The following is a 20,445-nucleotide window of genomic DNA, read 5'->3' on the forward strand; positions in this document are numbered from 1 at the left end:
GCAAAGCCCCCTCGCCCCACCCGCCACTCGCTGTTTCAGGCGCTCGATCTGAGTCATAATCGACGCACTCACTGCCCGGTCCTCGCCATGCGTCCACTGCTTCCCCTGACCCTGCTCCTGTTGCTCGCTGCCTGTGGTGATGGCGAATCCCTGAGCCCACCCGATGCCCGTCTGCCAGACGGCGGTCGCTACCGAGGCCAGGTCGTCGACGGCTTGCTGCAGGGCCAGGGCCGTATCGACTACCCCAATGGCAGCTGGTATGCCGGCGGTTTCAAGGATGGCCAATGGCACGGCCAGGGGGAATGGCACGGGCAGAACGGCGAAGTCTACCGCGGCCAGTTCGTCGCCGGCCTGTTCGAAGGGCTTGGCGACCTGACCACACCAGGTAGCCACTATGCGGGCACCTTCCGCCATGGCCGGCGCGATGGCGAAGGCACCCTCAAGCAGACTGGGCAAACCTACCGCGGGCAGTTCAAGGACGACCTCTACGAAGGGGCAGGCGAACTGGAGTTGGCCGACGGCAGTCGCTACCGGGGCCTGTTCGCCAAGGGCAAGCCCAACGGCGCCGGCGTGCGCAGCGATGCTAGCGGTAATCAGTTCAGCGGCAGGTTCGTGGACGGCCAACTGCAAGGCACTGGCACTTACGACAGTGTCGAAGGCGAGCAGTACATCGGCGAGTTCAAGGACAACCGCCTCGAAGGCCGCGGGCGCTACGAAAACGCCGAAGGCGATGTGTGGATCGGCCAGTTCAAGGACGGTTCGCTCAACGGCGAAGGCGAAATGCTGGGCAGTGACGGCAGCCACTACAAAGGCACGTTCCTCGACTGGCGCATGTCGGGCCAGGGCAGCCTGCAACTGGCTGATGGCAGTCAGTACGTGGGCCATATGCTCGATGATGCCTACCACGGGCAAGGGCGCCTGACACTGGCCGACGGCAAGGTACAAAGCGGTACCTGGGCCAATGGCGTTCGGGTTCGCGATGAGCGTGGCACCTTGCTGCCGGACCCGCTCGATATGGCACTGCTCAATCAAGGGCGCTTGCTCAAGGAAGCCTTGGCCACCGTGCCCCGGTCCCAGCCGGCAATCGAGCTGTACAGCCTGGTGGTGGGGGGCGACGGGCAGCAGAGCGTTTTTCTGCGCGAAGCCGATTACGTGAGCAACCTGCTGAAGGTACGCTTCGGTGCCAAAGGCCAGGTCACGCTGGTCAACCATCGTGACTTCATGGCGACGCGCCCCATGGCCACGCGGCAGAGCATCACCCGAGCCGCCAGCACCCTGGCCGAGCGCAGCGGCCCGGAAGACCTGCTGTTCATCTACCTCACCAGCCACGGTAGCCAGGACCACCAACTGGTCCTCGATCAACCACGCCTGCAGTTGGCCGATATTTCCGCCGACGAGTTGGCCGATGCATTGGCCCCCTTGAAAAATCGAGACAAGGTCATCGTCATTTCCGCGTGTTATTCCGGTGGCTACATCGATGCCCTGAAAGATTCGCGCACGCTGCTCATGACAGCCGCCCGAGCCGACCGGGTGTCCTTCGGTTGCTCGGAAGAAGCCGACTTCACCTACTTTGGCGACGCCCTTTTCGCCCAGGCCCTGAATCAGACGGACGACCTGAAACAGGCGTTTGAACTGGCGCGTACCCATGTTGCCGAACGTGAACGAAACGAAGGCTTCGAAGCGTCCGAGCCGCAGCTGTGGGCACCGCCAAACGTGCTGGAGCACTGGCAGCGCCTACGCCGGAACCAGGCCGAAGAAGCCTTGCGCAATACGACACAGGCAGCGGTGGGGGCACAGGCAAAAACGCCGCGCAGCCACTAAGCTTGTGTGTAACAAGGGAGAGACATCATGTACTTGACGCCTCAGCATGTCCTGCTTGCCGGAGCGACCGGCCTGACTGGCGAGCACCTGCTCGACCGCCTGCTCAATGAGCCCACCATCACCCGCGTGCTGGCGCCTACACGCCGCCCTTTGGCAGAACATCCCCATCTGGATAACCCCGTAGGCGATCCGGCTGTATTTTTGCCCCAGCTGGAGGGCCGCGTAGACATCGCGTATTGCTGCCTGGGCACGACATTGAAGCAGGCAGGCTCGGAGTCCGCATTCAAAGCCGTGGACCTGGACATGGTAGTGGCCTTCAGCAAGCGAGCCCGTGAGATGGGGGCCAGGCACTTGCTGGTGATCAGTGCCGTGGGCGCCGACCCGACATCCTCGATCTTCTACAACCGCGTCAAAGGCGAGATGGAAGAAGCCCTCAAAGCCCAGGACTGGCCTCAACTGACCATCGTCCGCCCGTCGCTGTTGCTGGGAGAACGCACCGAGCCAAGGCTCACCGAAACCCTGGCCGCTCCCTTTTCCAAGCTGATGCCTGGCAAGTACCGGGGTATTGAGGCCTGCACATTGGCACGAGCGCTGTGGCGCCTGGCGCTGGAGGAAGAGGACGGCATCCGGATCGTGGAGTCGGACGAGTTGCGCAAGCTGGGGAAAAACTGAGCCGCTGCCGGGTTGCTAGCGGCTGCATGCAGCACTCAAAAGCCGCCGCTGCCGTGATAGTAAATGCCGGCGGCAGCTGGCAGGGTCAACGGCAGTAACAAGGTATCGAGAAGAAAACTGACCGGCAGATCGAGGGAGGCGAACCGGGGCGCGTCGACACCGAAGCGCGCCTGGGGGCAACAGCCACCGCTGATCGCATACCAATCCAGACGGGTGCCTGCATACACCACCGGCGCCCCTGGCTTGGTGCCATCCAGGGTGCGTACCGTGGCGCAGCCACCGAGCATCAACACAGCCAGCGTACCGGCCAGCCCTCTTTTCAATCATCCACCCCATAATGATGCTCACCCCAACGCGGCAGCATGTCCTGTGGGATGTTCAGCAGGTTGAGGATGCGCGCCACCACGAAGTCGACCAGATCGTCGATGGTCTGTGGCTGATGATAAAAACCAGGCGAGGCCGGTAGCATCACCGCACCCATCTGCGACAGCTTGAGCATGTTTTCAAGGTGAATGGTGGAAAACGGCGCCTCACGAGGCACCAGGATCAACTGCCGACGCTCCTTGAGGGTGACATCGGCAGCCCGTTCGATCAGGTTGTTGCACGCACCCGTGGCAATCGCCGACAGCGTGCCGGTAGAACACGGCACCACCACCATGGCCGCTGGTGCGCCGGAACCCGACGCCACGGGCGACATCCAGTCTTCCTTGCCATACACCCGAATCTGCCCATCGGCAGCGCCAGTGTATTCGGTCAGGAACGCCTGCATCGCCTGCGGTTTGGCAGGCAGGAGTACGTCGGTTTCGGTCGCCATGACCAGCTGTGCGGCCTTGGAAATCAGAAAGTGCACCTCCCGATCTTCGCGCACCAGGCAATCGAGCAAGCGCAGGCCATACTGCGCACCCGATGCCCCGGTCATCGCCAGGGTAATGCGTTCCGGCCCGCTCACTTGAGCGCCTCGGCCAGCTTGCCGTGCAGGCCGCCAAAGCCACCGTTGCTCATGATCACCACCTGGGTACCTGGCCGCGCCTGGCGCTTGACCTGCTCGATGATCGCCTCGAGGCTGTCGGCCACTACGCTGGGCACCTTGCATTGCGCGGCCGTGGCTGCCAGGTCCCACCCCAGGTTGGCCGGGGCGTACCAGATCACCTGGTCAGCATCGTTGACGCTCTCAGGCAGGCCATCGCGATGTGCGCCCAGTTTCATCGAATTGGAGCGCGGCTCGATGACGGCAATCACCGGTGCATCACCCACGCGCTTGCGCAGGCCGTCCAGGGTGGTGGCAATGGCCGTGGGGTGATGGGCGAAATCATCGAAGATGGTCACGCCTTGCACTTCGGCGACCTTTTCCATGCGCCGCTTGACGCTTTTGAACGCACTGAGGCCTTCGATACCGATCGCCGGTGCCACGCCAACGTGACGGGCGGCCGCCAGGGTCGCCAAGGCATTGGCCACGTTGTGCTGACCGGTCAGGGCCCAATCCACCACACCCTGCACGTGCCCGTCGAACAGCACCTCGAAGCGCGACCCATCCGGGCTGAGCAGGCGTGCCTGCCACTGCCCGCCGTCGCCTGTTGTCTGCACGGGCGTCCAGCAGCCCATGTCGATGACCCGCGCCAGCGCTTGTTCGGACGTGGGATGGATCACCAGGCCTTCGCTGGGGATGGTGCGTACCAGGTGATGAAATTGTCGCTCGATGGCAGCAAGGTCAGGGAAAATGTCGGCGTGGTCGAATTCCAGGTTGTTCAGGATCGCCGTGCGCGGGTGGTAATGCACGAACTTCGAGCGCTTGTCGAAGAAGGCACTGTCGTACTCATCCGCTTCGACCACGAAGAACGGCGTATCACCCAACCGCGCCGATACGGAGAAATTCTGCGGCACCCCACCGATCAGGAAGCCAGGGCTCATGCCGGCATGCTCAAGCACCCAGGCCAGCATGCTGCTGGTGGTGGTCTTGCCATGGGTACCGGCGACTGCCAACACCCAGCGGCCCTGCAGCACATGGTCGGCCAGCCATTGCGGGCCCGACACATAGGGCAGGCCCTTGTTGAGCACATGCTCCACCGCCGGGTTGCCACGGGACATGGCGTTGCCAATGACCACCAGATCGGGAGCCGGCTCCAGCTGAGCAGGGTCATAACCCTGGGTCAGCTCGATGCCCTGGGCCTGGAGCTGGGTGCTCATCGGCGGATAGACGTTGGCGTCCGATCCGGTGACGCGGTGGCCAAGTTCCTTGGCCAGCACCGCCAGCGAACCCATGAAAGTGCCGCAAATACCGAGAATGTGAATATGCATGGTCGACCTCGCAAAACATCGAGGCAGGGTAGCCCAGGGCGCGACAAATCGCACCCGCTGTTTCGTCAGTCGGGCCGGGTGATGCCATGCTTGCGCAGTTTGCGATACAGCGTGTTACGGCTGATGCCCAGGTGCTCGGCGACCCGGGTGAGCTGCCAATGCCGGGCCTCGAGAACGGCCAGCAGTGCCTGGCGTTCGGCCGTCTCCAATGCGGTGTTGCTCTCAGGTACCGGTGACCCCTCATCCGGCAAGACCGCCGTGGCCACTGGCGCTGCGTCTTGGCGACGCGCCGTGCGCACCACGGCAGGCAGGTCTGCCAGCGTGACGCGGCCCTCGTCGCACAGGGCAGCCAGGGTGCGCAGCACGTTGCGCATCTGCCGCACGTTACCAGGCCAGGGGTAGTCCAGCAGTACCTCACGCGCCTGGGGCTCGAGTTCAATCAACTGGCCTTGGGTTTCCTGGCGCAGCAGCAAGTCCAGCAACTGCGCTTTGTCGCTGCGCTCGCGCACGGCAGGCAAAGCCACTTCAAGCCCGTTGAGGCGGTAATAAAGATCTTCACGGAACGTACCCTGGGCAACCCGTTGCAGCAGGTCCCGGTGGGTGGCACTGATGATGCGAACATCCACGGCCTGCGGCTCGCCGCCGATTGGCACCACCTGCCGCTCTTCGAGCACGCGCAGCAGCCGTGTTTGCAGATCCAGCGGCATGTCGCCGATCTCGTCCAGCAACAAGGTGCCGCCGTCGGCCTGCAGCAACTTGCCGCGCATGCCTTCCTTGCGTGCCCCGGTAAAGCTGCCGGCCCGATAGCCGAACAACTCGCTTTCGATCAGGCTCTCGGGGATGGACGCGCAGTTGATGGCCACGAATGGCTTGTCTCGACGCTCGCTGGCCTGATGCACGGCCTGGGCGAAGGCTTCCTTGCCGCAACCCGTCTCACCGCTGAGCAACAGCGGCACATTGCGCTCGAATACCCGCACACTGCGGCGAAAATCTTGTTGCAGTGCAGGGTCCAGCAGGCAGACCTGCGGTGGCTGCCGGACGACGCGGCGCGAATGCCCGGCGGGCACGGTCCAGACCGGCGTACGTGCCTGGCCACGCAGGCTGGCGAACACCTGCCGCCCGTCCAGGGTCAGCAGCGGCCAGGCTGCGCTGCCATCGGGCATGGCACGGCTGAACAGCTCGTCGTGGGTGCAGGCGAAAAACTGCTCCAGGGTCTGCCCTTGCACATCGGCGCGCACGCGGCCCAGCAGGTTCAGCGCACTCTGGTTGGCCGCGCAGATACGGCCATCGCCGTCGACCGCCAGCAGCCCCTCGCTGAACAGCCCGACCGATTCGGCCTGCAGGTGAAAACGCAGCAGCCAGTGATGCTCGAACTGGCGCATGAAATAGCAGCTTTCGATCATCTTGGCCGACAAGGTCACCATGGCCATGGTGTGGAATTCGCTTTGGCGCGAAACGTCGGGCCGCGCTGAAGACACGTCCAGCACGGCCAGCAAATGCCCCTGAGGGTCGAACACCGGGCTGGCCGAGCAGGTCAGCCCCGTATGCCGCCCACGAAAGTGCTCGTGCTGGTGAATGGTCAGCGCCTGACGTTCGACCAGGCACGTACCGATGCCGTTGGTGCCCTCTCGCGCCTCGCTCCAGTCAGCGCCCAGCCACAGCCCGGCCTGTTCGAAGCTGCGCCGTTCGGTGGGGGCGGTGACACAGTTGAGGATCACCCCGCGGGCATCGGTCAGCAACACCGCATGGCCAGCACCGGAAAGCTGCTGGTGCAGGCTGTTCATTTCCTGATCGGCGATTTGCAGCACCTGGCGCATGCGCTCGCGGCTTTCCAGCAGGCGGCCATGCTCCAGGACCACCGGTGCTTCGGCCAGCGCCGGATCCAGGTGGTAGTCCTCCAGGCAGCGCAGCCAGGAGCGGGCAATGGACGGGTCGCTGCCGCCTTCGACACGCCCGCCATGGGCGACCGTGTGCACTTGCCGGGCATGCTGGGTGAATGGGTTGCTCTGCATTATTGTGATTCTCCGCAGATAGAGGCTAAAGCCAGCATCCTCTACAGCAGGCCGGTTTGCAATGCACCCGCCACGAGGCGTGCCACCGGCGGTACACACTGTCACCCAAGCCTGTATCGAGCACGGTACATCGCGGGTCGCCAGAGAGCGTCAGTACCCGTCAACTGCTTGATTTCATTGAAGTGCAAAACGATGGCCCAACCTTTGCTCTACGCTTTGCACTCCACACAAACACAATAGCCAGGAGACACACCATGCGTTATGCACATCCCGGTACCGAAGGCGCTAAGGTTTCCTTCAAGAGCCGCTACGGCAACTACATCGGTGGTGAGTTCGTTCCTCCGGTAAAGGGTGAGTACTTCACCAACACATCGCCCGTGGACGGGCAACCGATTGCCGAATTCCCCCGTTCCACCGCCGAAGACATCGACAAAGCCCTGGACGCTGCCCACGCGGCTGCCGATGCCTGGGGCCGCACGTCCGTCCAGGACCGCTCCAACGTGTTGCTGCGCGTTGCCGACCGTATCGAGCAGAACCTCGAAGTCCTGGCCATCACCGAAACCTGGGACAACGGCAAGCCCGTGCGAGAAACCCTCAATGCCGACATCCCGCTGGCGGTCGATCACTTCCGCTACTTCGCCGGATGCATCCGCGCCCAGGAAGGCGGCGCTGCGGAAATCAACGAAAACACCGTTGCCTACCATATCCATGAGCCGCTAGGCGTGGTGGGCCAGATCATCCCGTGGAACTTCCCGATCCTTATGGCCGCCTGGAAGCTCGCGCCAGCGCTGGCAGCAGGCAACTGCGTGGTGCTCAAGCCCGCCGAACAGACGCCCCTTGGCATTACCGTGCTGGTGGAGCTGATCGGCGACCTGCTGCCCAAGGGCGTGCTGAACGTGGTGCAGGGCTACGGCCGTGAAGCGGGCGAGGCGCTGGCCACCAGCAAGCGCATCGCCAAAATTGCCTTCACAGGCTCTACGCCCGTGGGCTCGCACATCATGAAGTGCGCGGCCGAGAACATCATCCCGTCGACGGTGGAACTGGGCGGCAAATCGCCGAACGTGTATTTCGAAGACATCATGCAGGCCGAACCGAGCTTCATCGACAAGGCTGCCGAAGGCATGGTCCTGGCCTTCTTCAACCAGGGCGAAGTGTGCACCTGCCCATCCCGTGCGCTGGTACAGGAGTCGATCTATCCGCAGTTCATGGAAGTGGTGATGAAGAAGGTGCTGCAGATCAAGCGCGGCGACCCGCTGGACACCGACACCATGGTCGGTGCGCAGGCCTCGCAACAGCAATTCGAAAAGATCCTGTCCTACCTCGAGATCGCCCAGCAGGAAGGCGCCGAGCTGCTGACCGGGGGCAAGGTCGAGAAACTCGAAGGCGCGCTGGCCACCGGTTACTACATCCAGCCGACCCTGCTCAAGGGCAACAACAAGATGCGGGTGTTCCAGGAGGAAATCTTCGGGCCTGTGGTGAGCGTCACCACCTTCAAGGACGAGGCCGAAGCCCTGGCCATTGCCAACGATACCGAGTTCGGCCTGGGCGCCGGGGTCTGGACCCGCGACATCAACCGTGCCTACCGCATGGGCCGCGGCATCAAGGCCGGGCGTGTCTGGACCAACTGCTATCACCTTTACCCGGCGCACGCGGCCTTCGGTGGTTACAAAAAGTCCGGTGTAGGCCGTGAAACCCACAAGATGATGCTCGATCACTACCAGCAGACCAAGAACCTGCTGGTGAGCTACGACATCAACCCGCTGGGCTTCTTCTAAGCCCTGCGCCGGTCTTTTCGCCGGTCACGATGCAAAGGCCGGCGTTGACTGGCCCTTTGTCCAGGGCGGTTGTCATGCACCAACCGCTCTGGCTCGCTTCCTGCAGTACAGATCACCAGCGGCCCGAACTCCTTGCGGCCATCAAGAAAAAGAACAGGTGAAACCATGCCAAGCGAACACCCAGCCGGTAGCCCGGCAGGCTCTTCCGTAGATTTCGAGAAAGTCGGTTCAGACTATTTCCAACAACGTGAACTCAAGAAAGGCGCCGCCGGCTGGGTGCTTCTGGTCGGCCTGGGCGTTGCCTACGTCATCTCCGGCGACTACGCCGGCTGGAACTTCGGCCTGGCCCAAGGCGGTTGGGGCGGCATGTTCCTCGCCACCCTGCTGATGGCCACCATGTACCTGTGCATGTGCTTCTCCCTGGCCGAACTGTCGTCGATGATCCCTACTGCCGGCGGTGGCTACGGGTTCGCCCGCAGCGCCTTCGGGCCCTGGGGCGGGTTCCTGACCGGCACCGCCATCCTGATCGAGTACGCCATCGCGCCGGCGGCCATCGCCACCTTCATTGGCGCCTATTGCCAATCGTTGTTCGGCATCGGCGGTTGGATGATCTACCTGGCGTTTTACGTGGTGTTCATCGGCATCCACATCTTTGGCGTGGGCGAGGCGCTCAAGCTGATGTTCATCATCACCGCCATCGCCGCCGTTGCACTGGCCGTGTTCCTGGTGGCCATGGTGCCCCATTTTGATGCAGCCAACCTGTTCGACATCGCCGTCACCGATGCCGCAGGGGCCAGCAGCTTCCTGCCGTTCGGCTATGTAGGCGTGTGGGCAGCCATCCCCTATGCGATCTGGTTCTTCCTGGCGGTTGAGGGCGTGCCATTGGCCGCCGAAGAAACCAAGAACCCCAAGCGCGACCTGCCACGCGGCCTGATTGGCGCGATGCTGGTGCTGGTGGCGTTCGCCCTGCTGATCCTGATCGTCGGCCCCGGCGGTGCAGGCTCCGAAGCACTCAAGGCCTCCGGTAACCCCCTGGTCGAGGCGCTGGCCAAGGCTTACGGCGGTTCCACCTGGATGGGCAGCTTCGTCAACCTGGTGGGCCTGGCAGGCCTGATCGCCAGCTTCTTCTCGATCATCTATGCCTACTCGCGCCAGATCTTCGCGCTGTCGCGGGCCGGCTACCTGCCGCGCAAGCTGTCCGAGACCAACAAGAGCAAGGCGCCGGTCATGGCGTTGGTGATTCCGGGCATCATCGGTTTTGCCCTGTCGCTGACAGGTCAAGGCGACTTGCTCATCCTGGTTGCCGTGTTCGGGGCTACCTTGTCTTATGTACTGATGATGGCGGCGCACATCACCCTGCGCATCCGTCGCCCGAAAATGGAGCGCCCTTACCGCACCCCAGGCGGCATCTTCACCTCGGGCCTAGCCCTGGTGCTGGCCTGTATCGCCGTGGTCGCCGGCTTCCTGGTCGACCCACGCGTGGTGATCGGCGCTGCCGTGATCTATGCGGTGCTGATTGGGTACTTTGCGTTCTACAGCCGTCACCACCTGGTAGCGGGCACGCCAGAAGAGGAATTCGCCGCGATCCAGAAGGCCGAAGAGGCCTTGCACTGATCGACGACACTCGCCGCGGGCCACCCCGCGGCCTTGGAGAATCTGCATGGCAAATTTCGTACACACCGTGGGCAACCTGGTCTATCGCTTCGACAGCCTCAGGGAGGTGATGGCCAAGGCCAGCCCCGCACGCTCCGGCGACTACCTCGCCGAGGTCGCGGCTTCAAGCGATGGCGAGCGCGTGGCTGCGCAAATGGCATTGGCCAATATTCCGCTGTCGCATTTTCTGAGCGAAGCACTGATCCCCTACGAAAGCGACGAAGTCACCCGCTTGATCATCGATACCCACGATGCACAGGCGTTCGCACCGGTCAGTCACCTGACCGTAGGCGGCTTGCGTGACTGGCTGTTGAGCGAGCAGGCCGATGAAGACAGCCTGCGCGCATTGGCGCCGGGGCTGACGCCGGAAATGGCCGCCGCCGTGTCGAAGATCATGCGCATCCAGGACCTGGTGCTGGTGGCCCAGAAGATCCGTGTCGTTACCCAGTTTCGCGGCACCATGGGCCTGCGCGGGCGCCTGTCGACCCGACTGCAGCCCAACCACCCTACCGACGAACCGGCCGGTATCGCGGCGAGTATTCTCGACGGCCTGCTGTATGGCAACGGCGATGCCATGATCGGCATCAACCCAGCCACGGACAGCACCGCTTCCATCTGTGCGCTGCTGGAAATGCTCGATGCCATCATCCAGCGCTACGATATTCCGACCCAGTCCTGCGTGCTCACCCATGTCACCACCTCGATCGAGGCGATCAACCGGGGCGTGCCCCTGGACTTGGTCTTCCAGTCCATCGCCGGCACCGAGGCGGCCAATGCGGGGTTCGGCATCAACCTGAACGTGTTGCAGGAGGGGTACGAAGCAGGGCTATCGCTCAAGCGCGGCACCCTGGGGCAGAACCTGATGTATTTCGAAACCGGCCAAGGCAGTGCGCTGTCGGCCAACGCTCATCATGGTGTCGACCAACAGACGTGCGAGACCCGCGCCTATGCCGTCGCACGCCACTTCAAGCCGTTCCTGGTCAATACCGTGGTCGGTTTCATTGGTCCGGAGTACCTGTACAACGGCAAGCAGATCATCCGTGCGGGCCTTGAAGACCACTTCTGCGGCAAGCTGCTGGGCGTGCCAATGGGCTGCGATATCTGCTACACCAACCATGCCGAAGCCGACCAGGACGACATGGACACGCTGCTGACGCTGCTGGGGGTCGCCGGGATCAACTTCATCATGGGTATCCCCGGCTCGGACGACATCATGCTCAACTACCAGACCACCTCGTTCCATGACGCCCTGTATGCCCGCCAAACCCTGGGCCTCAAGCCTGGGCCTGAGTTCGAAGCATGGCTGGCGCGCACCGGCATCTTCACCCAGGCCGACGGCCGGATACGCTTTGGTGACAACCTGCCGCCAGCCTTCCGGCAGGCCCTGGCACAGCTTGCATAGGAATCGCCGATCATGGACAACCGTACCCCCACCCCCGAAAACCCCTGGCTGGCCCTGCGCAACCTGACCCCCGCCCGTATCGCCCTGGGGCGCGTGGGCACCAGCCTTCCGACCAGTGCGCAACTGGACTTCCAGTTCGCCCATGCCCAGGCTCGGGACGCCGTGCACCTGCCCTTCGACGTGACTGAACTGACGGCACAGCTCGATCAACGGGGGCGCGATAGCCTGGTGTTACACAGCGCCGCAAGCGACCGTCATCAATACCTGCAGCGGCCCGATCTGGGCCGGCGTCTGAACGAGGATTCGGTCGCCACCTTGCGCCAGCATGCCCAGGCCAACCCAGGCGGGGTCGACCTGGCAATCGTGGTGGCCGACGGACTCTCCGCCTTGGCGGTACACCGTCATACGCTCCCGTTTCTGACCCGCCTTGAGGAGCAGGTCAACGCCGAAGGCTGGACTTGCGCGCCCATAACGTTGGTCCAGCAAGGACGCGTGGCGGTGGCAGATGAGGTGGGCGAGCTGCTCGGCGCTCGCATGACCGTGATGCTGATCGGTGAGCGGCCAGGGCTCAGTTCGCCGGACAGCCTGGGGCTTTATTTCACCTACGCCCCGAGGGTCGGGCTGACCGACGCCTACCGCAACTGCATTTCCAATGTGCGCCTGGAGGGGTTGAGCTATGGCATGGCCGCGCATCGGCTGCTGTACCTGATGCGGGAAGCCTGTCGGCGCCAGCTGTCAGGCGTGAACCTTAAGGATGAGGCTGAAGTTCACAGCCTGGAAAGTGACGAACTGGCCAGCCAGAAAGATAACTTTCTTCTGGGCAAGGGCTGAGCACCTGCGTAGGAGGGTGGTGCTGCACCGGCTGCCCTGCTGCGCGCTACAGGCGGGCCACTGAACACGCTCGCCGTATCCTCCGTGCGGCGAGCATGGACGATGAACGATGTCCACGACCTCAGTGTCTGTCGGCCGTACTACAACGCAGCTCACGCCTTCCTACTGCCGTAACCCCTCGCTACAAAGTCTGCGGGCGTGATCCTGACTTCGCCGTATAATGGCCCACTTGTCATGTGTGAAATTTCACTCCTCCAGGTCACCGAGCCTTCGACCCAGACCACAGGTGCTGTACATGGATTTCAACCCGCTGGACCTCATCCTCCATCTCGATGCATACCTTGATCTGTTGGTCACCAATTACGGGCCCTGGATCTATGCCATTTTGTTTGCTGTGATTTTTTGTGAAACCGGGCTGGTGGTGATGCCTTTCCTGCCAGGTGATTCCCTGCTGTTCATCGCCGGTGCAGTCGCTGCGGGCGGCGGCATGGACCCTGTCCTGCTGGCCGGGTTGCTGATGATCGCCGCCATCCTGGGCGACAGCACCAACTACGTGATCGGGCGAACGGCCGGCGAGCGCCTGTTCAGCAACCCGAACTCGAAGATCTTCCGCCGCGACCACCTGCAGCGCACCCACGACTTCTACGAGCGTCACGGCGGCAAAACGGTCACCATGGCACGTTTTCTGCCCATCCTGCGCACATTCGCGCCGTTCGTGGCCGGTATTGCCCGCATGCACTACCCGCGCTTTCTCGGTTTCAGTATTGCCGGCACGTTGCTCTGGGTAGGTGGCTTGGTCACGCTGGGGTACTTCTTCGGCAACGTGCCGTTCATCAAGCAGCACCTGTCGCTGATGGTAGTGGGTATCATCCTGCTGTCGCTGGTCCCGATGATTCTCGGCCTGCTGCGCACCCGCCTGGGTCGCACGGCCAAGGCGCACTGAGGCGCCTGATCGGGCATGTGGTCGTTCAGCGCCTGGCGGCGCAAGCGCACGTTGGCGCGCTTCCCGATCAGCGTCCAGCAATGGCAAGCCGTACGCGAGCGCTTGCCCATACTGGACGGTATCGACGACGCCGAGGACCAATGGTTGCGCGAGGCCAGCATCCTGTTCCTGAACGAGAAGCACCTGACGTGCCTGTCAGGCGTCGAGCTCGACGATGAGCAACGCCTGGTGCTGGCGGCACAAGCTCAGCTGCCGTTACTGCACCTTGGTGACCTGAACTGGTATCAGGGCTTTCACGAAATCATCCTCTACCCCGACGATTTCAAAAGCCCGCAGCGCCACCGGGACGCCAGCGGCGTGGAGCACGCCTGGGACGGCGAACACAGTGGCGAGGCCTGGCAGCAGGGCCCGATCATCCTGGCCTGCAATGGCGTGTTCGGCAGTGGCGGCTGGGAAGCCTACAACCTGGTCATCCATGAGCTGGCGCACAAGCTGGACATGCTCAACGGCGATGCCAATGGCCTGCCTCCCCTGCACAGCGACATGGCTGTGCAACGCTGGGCGAACGCCATGCAACAGGCCTTCGACGACCTCAACCGGCAACTCGACCTGGATCCGGAAGCCGAAACGCCGATTGACCCCTATGCCGCCGAAAACCCCGCCGAGTTCTTCGCCGTGACCAGCGAGTACTTCTTCAGCGCCCCCGACCTGCTGCACCAGGCCTACCCCGAGGTCTACCAGCAACTGTCGCTGTTCTACCGGCAGAACCCGCTTGCACGCCTGGCCCGGTTGCAACGCGAGCATCCCGACTATCGCCATCCCCCCGTGTAGCGCCCGGTCCATTGGGCCAGACGTGGCATGCCCCGTCGGAATATGCCTATAATCGCCGCCACTTTTTTGGTCAAACACGGGGGCACTGCCCAATGAGCTACAGCAAGATTCCGGCGGGCAAAGACCTGCCGAACGACATCTACGTCGCCATCGAGATCCCGGCCAACCACGCGCCGATCAAATACGAGATCGACAAGGACAGCGACACGCTGTTCGTCGACCGTTTCATGGCCACCCCTATGTTCTACCCGGCCAACTACGGCTTTATCCCCAACACCCTGGCTGACGACGGTGATCCGCTGGACGTGCTGGTGGTTACCCCTTACCCAGTGGCCCCAGGTTCGGTCATCCGCGCCCGTCCGGTAGGTGTCTTGAACATGACCGACGATGGCGGCGGCGACGCCAAGGTCATCGCAGTGCCCCACGACAAGCTGTCGCAGCTGTACGTGGACGTGAAGGAATACACCGACCTGCCTGCCCTGCTGATCCAGCAGATCGAGCATTTCTTTGCCAACTACAAAGATCTCGAAAAGGGCAAGTGGGTCAAGATCGAAGGCTGGGACGGCGCCGACGCCGCCCGTGCTGCGATCACCAAATCGGTCGAAGCCTACAAAGGCTGATCCTGATTGAATGAAAAACCCGCTTCGGCGGGTTTTTTTTGGCGCGCGATAGGCTTCACAGCCAATCTCGGCTTAAGCGTTCTACAACGTCCTACACCCGCGTCTGACTACTCCTACATCTCCCCTTCCGCGCATCAACATCCTGTTCATACCCTTGGTGGCACCGTGCCGCTACACTTTCTCCATGAACACATCTGGTGAACGTTTAAGAGCCCTTCTTCAAGAATGCGGCCTGACCCCTGCAAACTTCGCAGCCCAGCGCGGCGTGACGCCTCAGCACGTCAACAACTGGTTCAATCGCGGGGTCCCGCTGGCTCGCCTGGACGAGCTCGCCGACCTGTTCTGCGTGCACCGTCGCTGGCTGCGCACCGGCGAAGGCGCCAAACATCCCAATGCCATCCTGCGCACCTGTCCGCCACGCCCGGTGCCGATAGACGCCCCCATTCCGCGTGCAGTTCATCGCGGGCGCGTGGTACATGTGCCGTTCCACGAGGTGCGCAATGGCCTGCTGTGCAAGGTGTCAGGGCGTGCCCTGCGCCTGCCTGCCAACGCCCTGCGAATGCTGGGCGTCAAACACGACACGTCCATCTGCATGGCCATGCCAGGCGGCAACATGGCCCCTTTGATCCCCGTCGAAGCGACCCTGGCCATCGACATGAGCATGACCCAGATCGTCGAGGGCGAAACCTATGCCCTGCTGATCAATGGCGCGTTGCGCGTGCATAACCTGACCATGGGCGAGCACGGCACGCTCTACCTGCATAGTCATGACCGGCACAACTACGCCGTCGAGCGCTTGACCCCCAGCCAGCGCCAGGCGCAAGGGCTGGAGATCCTGGGGTGGGTCTATCACTGGTCGCATTTTCGCCGGCAACGCCCCGGTTGAAACACCCTGTGCCATTTTTTGCTGGGCATCAGGTGCGTGCCCTTGTATGCTACGCGCACATCAGCCCCGACCGGCGCAAGCCGCAGTCCAGAGGGCTCGGCGATACCCCATACGGGCATCAGCCATCTCTTTCAGGCCTCTTTTGGCCACACCGTTAAGGCGATTGCGGCTTACCATAAATTAGTCGGAAGCGTCCCCGAGAAGCCGGCCACAAGCCGGCTTTTTAATGCCTGTCTTTCAGCCAGAACAAAGCGGCGAGACCCTATAGGCGCCGCCGAATTGTCCTTTAGCACACGCCTTTAGAAATCGTAACGCGCACCCACCAGCACGCTGCGCGACGGGCCGTAGAAGTTGAACGTGGATGTCGAACCCACCCGCGACAGGTAATCGCGATCGAACAGGTTGTTGACGTTGACGGTGGCAGTCAGTTTGGAGGTCACCGGGTAGGAAAGCATGGCATCCACGGTGGCATAACCTGGCGCATCAATGCGTACCCCGCCGTTTTCCGAGTGGAAATTGCTCATCGCCGAGACGCCGCCACCGATGGCCAGCCCGGTGAGCGCGCCTTGGCTGATGGTGTATTTGCTCCACAGCGACGCCTGGTGGCGCGGCATGATGAAGAACGTGGTTTCGGCATCGCCCTTCACGGTTTCGGTATCCATCCAGGTGTAACCGCCCAGCAGCTCCCAGTTATCGGTCAGCTTGCCGCTGACTTCCACTTCTGCCCCCTTGACCCGTGTCTTGCCGGCAGCTACCGAGTCCTTGGTCGCGACGCCTTCGCTGTCGTAACGGGTGGTGGCGCGGTTTTCGTCGGTCAGGCGAAATGCCGACAGGCGCGTATTGAGTGCGCCGCCAAAATAGCTGCTCTTGATACCCACTTCGTACTGCTCGCCTTCACGTGGCTTGAGTACTCGGCCGTCGCCATCGGTCGCCGACTGCGGCTTGAACACCTGCGAATAGCTGGCATACAGCGCATGGTTTTCGGACAGGTCGTAGACCGCACCGGTATAGGGTGTGAAATGACCATCGACCTGCTTGCTATCGTCCGCAGTGACACCGGTCTTGAGGGTCGTGGTGTAGAAATCGCCACGGTACCAACTGAACCGCCCGCCGGCGATCAATGCCAGGCGCTCGACCGGGCGGAAGGTGACCTTGGAATACAAGCCGTATTCCTCTTCCTGCATGCCCGTCTCGGTCGTGTAGTTCGCAGCGGGTTTGGCGAACTGCTTGGGTGAGTAAGTGTTGACGTTGATGTTGCCCAGCGTCGTGGCCCCGTTCAGGTACTCGGTGTCGTAGTTCTTGTAATCGCTGCCAACGACGAACTCACTGACCTGGCCAAAGGTTTCGAAGGGCTGGCTGTAGCTGGCATCGACCGCGTAGGTGTCCTGGGTGAAATCGCGCGCACTGGCGCGTTCGGAGTTTTTGCCCGTCGTGGGGTTTGTGGCCGTGAACGCGTAGAGATAGTTGGTATCGCGGTGCGATCCGCGTGCAGCGATGCGGCCATAGCCACCGTTGTCGAAACGATGGGTCAGCTCAGCGACCAGGTCGGTGGTCTTGCCGTCGAACGCGTTCCAGTCTGCGCCCAGAAAACGGGAATGGCTGAAGTCAGGCACCTTGCCGTCCAACGTTGCCGGGTAACCATTGTGCGGCGTAATGTTCTTGACCTCGTGGATCAGGCCGAACGACAGGGTAGTGGCCTCGTCCAGGTCGACATCCAGCGCGCCGTAGTAGCTGTTGCTGGTATTGGCGTTGTAATCGACTTCGCCATTAGTGTCGTCGCGCGAGGCGATGAAGCGCCCACGCACCCGCCCGTTTTCGTCCAGCGGCCCGCTCAGGTCCAGTTCCTGGTGATTGGTATCCCAGGTACCGTAGTAGCCCTCGACATGCCCCTGAAAGTCGGCCGTGGGCCGCTTGCGCACCATGTTGACGATACCGCCCAGTTCGCTGGTGCTGCTGAACAGCCCGGCCGGGCCACGCATGATCTCGACACGGTCGAATGCCACAAGCGATGGCACGGTCCCGAAGATGCTCGCCATCGGTGCTGGCAGGCCGTCAATGTTGAATTCGCTGTACTCATAGCCACGGGCGTAGATCGATGACCGACCACTGTCGTTGGTCAGGGTACGCAGGCCGGCCGTGTATTTGGCCAGGTCATCGAGGTGAACGAACTGCCGATCCTTGACGTAATCCTGGGTATAGACGGTGATCGACTGTGGGATGTCCTTCAAGACCGCTGGCGTCTTGGTGCCCACGGTGGCGGCGTCCACGCTGTACCCGCCAGTGGCCTCGGAGGGCAGCATGTCGTACAGCCGATTGCCCTCGATGGTCAATGCCGGCAGGTCGAGGGGATCGTCAGCGTTCACCACCATGGCTACGTCTTGCGCCAATGCCGTAAGTGAAAACGGCGCTACCAGCCCCGCCACCAGCCATCCCCGCACGCGTCGCGCGCGCCCTGCCCCACTGAAAACGTTCATGCCGCACCCTTTGCCCATATGATAGTAATTCGCAAACGAAACATATTGCTTTTTGCGAACGATACCGGAGCAGGTACAGGGCATGCAGCAGCATTAACCTTCTTAACACATTGGGCCATTGCCTAGGGTCGAGTCCGGTGGGATGATTTGCAACTGATATAAATTCTCATTCAAGGCTCGCCGTGCCCACCTCCCTGCTGCTGGTCGAAGACGACCCACGCTTACGCCACGACCTTTACCGCCATTTCATCGACCGTGGCTTCGAGGTACACGCATGCGCGACGGGCGACGCGGCGCTGGCCGATGCCCACCGATGCGTATTCGACCTGGCGCTGCTGGATATCATGCTGCCAGGTCTCGACGGGCTGAGCCTGCTCGATGCACTGCGGCGCAAGCAGGCAGTACCGGTGATTCTCATGTCGGCATTGGGTGCCGAGCAGGACCGCATCACCGGATTTACCCGGGGTGCCGACGATTACCTGCCCAAGCCCTTCAGTCTGGCGGAACTGGATGCACGGGTCGATGCACTGTTGCGTCGGGTCGCCTTCCACAGCACGCCGCCCGTGGCGACGCGTACTGATGAGCCCGTATTTGATCACACTGCACAGGATGTCATGCATAACGGCCTGCCGGCTGGGTTGACTGGCTCGGAGTTCCGCTTGTTGATCACCCTGCACGCCCATGCCGGGGAGCCGCTGAGCAAGCCTTTCCTGTACCAGACCGTCCTGCACCGTGGCTACACGCGCCTGGATCGAGGCCTGGATGTGCATGTGTGCAACGTGCGCCGCAAGCTGGCGGACATCGGCATACAGCATCTGCTCATCCAGGCTGTGCGTGGCCAGGGCTATGTCCTGGTCGTGCAGAGCCCGGCCTGATGCGGCGACATCCGCTGCTGTGGAAGCTGGCCCTGCTGCAGGTCAGCTTCTGCCTGCTGCTCACCTGGTTGATCTGGACCTGGGGCCTGACGGTGGAGCGCAGCACCTATTTCCTGGCCCAGGCCGACCAGGACTACCTGGCGCGCTATGCCCGGCAGGCCGAGCTCGCCTGGGAGCAAGGGGGAGCCATGGGCGTCGAGACCTGGCGCAAGCAAGTGCAAATGACCGAGGACACCTGGGCAGCGGTCGTCGGCCCTTACCTGCAAAGCCTGGGCACCACACCGCTCACAGCCGAGGAGGCAGGTCACCTGACCTTCATGCGCAAGCTGAACTGGCCCATGAGCCGCCGCCTGCAAGGCGAACTGCCTTACGTCAGCATTGCCTTCCCGCGCCACCCCGAACACGGGCGCCTGGTCATGCAACTGCCCGAGCGGCTACTGCCCACCGGGCTGACACCCTGGACTCACCTGGTCACCCACGGCGTGGCGCCGGCGTTGCTGGCCCTGCTGATGGGGCTGGCACTGTACCGTCACCTTGTCGCCCCGTTGAACCGCCTGCGTGACCGCGCCGACGCGCTGCGGGCCAATGACCTGGACAGCCCAGGCCTGCCCCTGCAAGACCGGCGCGATGAGCTGGGCGAGCTGGCGCAGGCTTTCGATCACATGGCCAATCGCTTGCGCCAGAGCCTGGAACAGCAGCGGCTGCTATTGCGCACACTGTCCCACGAATTGCGCACGCCGCTGGCACGCCTGCGTATTGCCCATGACAGCAACTTGCCTGCCGCCCAGCTACGCGCGCGCATGGATTATGAAACCAGCCATATGCAGAAACTGCTGGAAGACACCCTCGACCTGGCCTGGATGGACACCGAACAGCCCGTCCTGGCCACCGAGCCGGTCCTGATGACATCGCTGTGGGAGGCGCTGTGCCAGGACATCTGCTTCGAAAGTGGCTGGAGCCTCGCGCGCCTGCCATGCACGCTCGGGCAGGACTGCGTGGTCCAGGTGCACCTGGACAGCGTGGCCCAGGCGCTGGAGAACCTGCTGCGAAACGCCATCCGACACTCTCCGCCCGATGGAACCGTCTGCCTGGAGGGCTGGCGCGAAGGCGCGCATTGGCACTTGTGCGTGCGCGATCAAGGCCCCGGCGTGCCCGAGGCAGCGCTTGAGCGTATCTTTCAACCCTACCAGCGGCTGAGCGCCAGCGGCGCAGGCTTTGGACTGGGCCTGGCCATCGCCCGGCGCGCCGTGCAATTGCAGGGTGGCCGACTCTGGGCCTGCAATGCTCACCCAGGCTTGCACCTGCACCTGACCCTGCCGGCCAGCGCCAACGGTTTAGAAAGTTAAGGCGCTTTA

The 20,445-nt window shown here is 62.7% G+C and carries 17 protein-coding genes; 12 read left to right on the forward strand and 5 right to left on the reverse strand.

All coding sequences use genetic code 11. The features are described from left to right. The first annotated feature begins 87 nt into the window (after nucleotides 1-87). Both B2J77_RS18310 and B2J77_RS18315 read left to right on the forward strand, forming a co-directional pair. The gene (locus B2J77_RS18310; protein WP_078479177.1) at nucleotides 88-1,821 is read left to right on the forward strand and encodes a C13 family peptidase; all 1,734 of its coding nucleotides are present in this window, start codon (nucleotides 88-90) and stop codon (nucleotides 1,819-1,821) included. Nucleotides 1,822-1,848: 27 nt separating this feature from the next. After that, entirely contained in the window at nucleotides 1,849-2,493 is a 645-nt protein-coding gene (locus tag B2J77_RS18315) for an oxidoreductase (RefSeq protein WP_058605301.1), read from the forward strand. A gap of 35 nt (nucleotides 2,494-2,528) precedes the next feature. Here the strand turns inward: B2J77_RS18315 and B2J77_RS18320 are convergent, their stop codons facing one another. The 4 genes from B2J77_RS18320 to B2J77_RS18335 all read right to left on the reverse strand — a co-directional run bounded on the left by B2J77_RS18320 (nucleotide 2,529) and on the right by B2J77_RS18335 (nucleotide 6,800). Next, nucleotides 2,529-2,816 carry a YceK/YidQ family lipoprotein gene (locus B2J77_RS18320; protein WP_058605302.1) on the reverse strand — a complete coding sequence of 96 codons (288 nt, stop codon included), beginning with the start codon at nucleotides 2,814-2,816 and terminating at the stop codon, nucleotides 2,529-2,531. Then, nucleotides 2,813-3,442, reverse strand: coding sequence for a flavin prenyltransferase UbiX (gene ubiX, locus B2J77_RS18325; RefSeq protein WP_058605303.1), 630 nt, complete (start codon nucleotides 3,440-3,442; stop codon nucleotides 2,813-2,815). The genes B2J77_RS18320 and ubiX overlap by 4 nt, the downstream gene beginning before the upstream one ends. Next, nucleotides 3,439-4,788: a UDP-N-acetylmuramate:L-alanyl-gamma-D-glutamyl-meso-diaminopimelate ligase gene (mpl, locus tag B2J77_RS18330; RefSeq protein ID WP_078479178.1), complete on the reverse strand. Its 1,350-nt coding sequence runs from the start codon at nucleotides 4,786-4,788 to the stop codon at nucleotides 3,439-3,441. Before mpl ends, ubiX begins: the two co-directional genes overlap by 4 nt. Before the next feature lie 65 nt (nucleotides 4,789-4,853). Beyond that, a complete protein-coding gene (locus tag B2J77_RS18335) occupies nucleotides 4,854-6,800 on the reverse strand; it encodes a sigma-54-dependent Fis family transcriptional regulator (protein WP_058639682.1) in 1,947 nt (648 codons plus the stop codon). 254 nt (nucleotides 6,801-7,054) lie between these two features. Between B2J77_RS18335 and B2J77_RS18340 the strand changes: the two genes are divergently transcribed. The 8 genes from B2J77_RS18340 (at nucleotide 7,055) to B2J77_RS18375 (ending at nucleotide 15,741) form a co-directional block, all read left to right on the forward strand. Next, complete coding sequence (locus B2J77_RS18340; protein WP_078479179.1) at nucleotides 7,055-8,575, forward strand: aldehyde dehydrogenase family protein; 1,521 nt, start codon at nucleotides 7,055-7,057, stop codon at nucleotides 8,573-8,575. Nucleotides 8,576-8,740: 165 nt separating this feature from the next. Next, nucleotides 8,741-10,189, forward strand: coding sequence for an ethanolamine permease (gene eat, locus B2J77_RS18345; protein ID WP_078479180.1), 1,449 nt, complete (start codon nucleotides 8,741-8,743; stop codon nucleotides 10,187-10,189). A 46-nt stretch (nucleotides 10,190-10,235) separates the two neighbouring features. Beyond that, nucleotides 10,236-11,630, forward strand: coding sequence for an ethanolamine ammonia-lyase subunit EutB (locus tag B2J77_RS18350; RefSeq protein ID WP_078479181.1), 1,395 nt, complete (start codon nucleotides 10,236-10,238; stop codon nucleotides 11,628-11,630). Nucleotides 11,631-11,642: 12 nt separating this feature from the next. Then, entirely contained in the window at nucleotides 11,643-12,461 is an 819-nt protein-coding gene (eutC, locus tag B2J77_RS18355; RefSeq protein WP_078479182.1) for an ethanolamine ammonia-lyase subunit EutC, read from the forward strand. Nucleotides 12,462-12,756: 295 nt separating this feature from the next. Further along, nucleotides 12,757-13,404 (forward strand): DedA family protein, encoded by a 648-nt coding sequence (locus B2J77_RS18360; protein ID WP_078479183.1) that lies wholly within the window; start codon nucleotides 12,757-12,759, stop codon nucleotides 13,402-13,404. Between the two features lie 15 nt (nucleotides 13,405-13,419). Beyond that, a complete protein-coding gene (locus B2J77_RS18365) occupies nucleotides 13,420-14,235 on the forward strand; it encodes a zinc-dependent peptidase (RefSeq protein ID WP_078479184.1) in 816 nt (271 codons plus the stop codon). A 92-nt stretch (nucleotides 14,236-14,327) separates the two neighbouring features. Beyond that, entirely contained in the window at nucleotides 14,328-14,855 is a 528-nt protein-coding gene (ppa, locus tag B2J77_RS18370) for an inorganic diphosphatase (RefSeq protein ID WP_023534987.1), read from the forward strand. Nucleotides 14,856-15,039: 184 nt separating this feature from the next. Next, a complete protein-coding gene (locus B2J77_RS18375; RefSeq protein ID WP_078479185.1) occupies nucleotides 15,040-15,741 on the forward strand; it encodes a LexA family transcriptional regulator in 702 nt (233 codons plus the stop codon). Between the two features lie 299 nt (nucleotides 15,742-16,040). Here B2J77_RS18375 and B2J77_RS18380 read toward each other — a convergent pair whose 3' ends face one another. Further along, nucleotides 16,041-18,215: a TonB-dependent siderophore receptor gene (locus tag B2J77_RS18380; RefSeq protein ID WP_078479459.1), complete on the reverse strand. Its 2,175-nt coding sequence runs from the start codon at nucleotides 18,213-18,215 to the stop codon at nucleotides 16,041-16,043. Nucleotides 18,216-18,397: 182 nt separating this feature from the next. On the opposite strand from B2J77_RS18380, the gene B2J77_RS18385 reads away from it, so the two are divergent. Together B2J77_RS18385 and B2J77_RS18390 are read left to right on the forward strand one after the other, a co-directional pair. Then, nucleotides 18,398-19,090 (forward strand): response regulator transcription factor, encoded by a 693-nt coding sequence (locus tag B2J77_RS18385; protein WP_058638661.1) that lies wholly within the window; start codon nucleotides 18,398-18,400, stop codon nucleotides 19,088-19,090. After that, a complete protein-coding gene (locus B2J77_RS18390) occupies nucleotides 19,090-20,436 on the forward strand; it encodes a sensor histidine kinase (protein WP_058638662.1) in 1,347 nt (448 codons plus the stop codon). Before B2J77_RS18385 ends, B2J77_RS18390 begins: the two co-directional genes overlap by 1 nt. Nucleotides 20,437-20,445 lie beyond the last annotated feature (9 nt).

It is taken from the genome of Pseudomonas parafulva (genome assembly GCF_002021815.1).
In the GTDB taxonomy this organism is placed as follows: Bacteria; Pseudomonadota; Gammaproteobacteria; order Pseudomonadales; family Pseudomonadaceae; genus Aquipseudomonas; species Aquipseudomonas parafulva_B.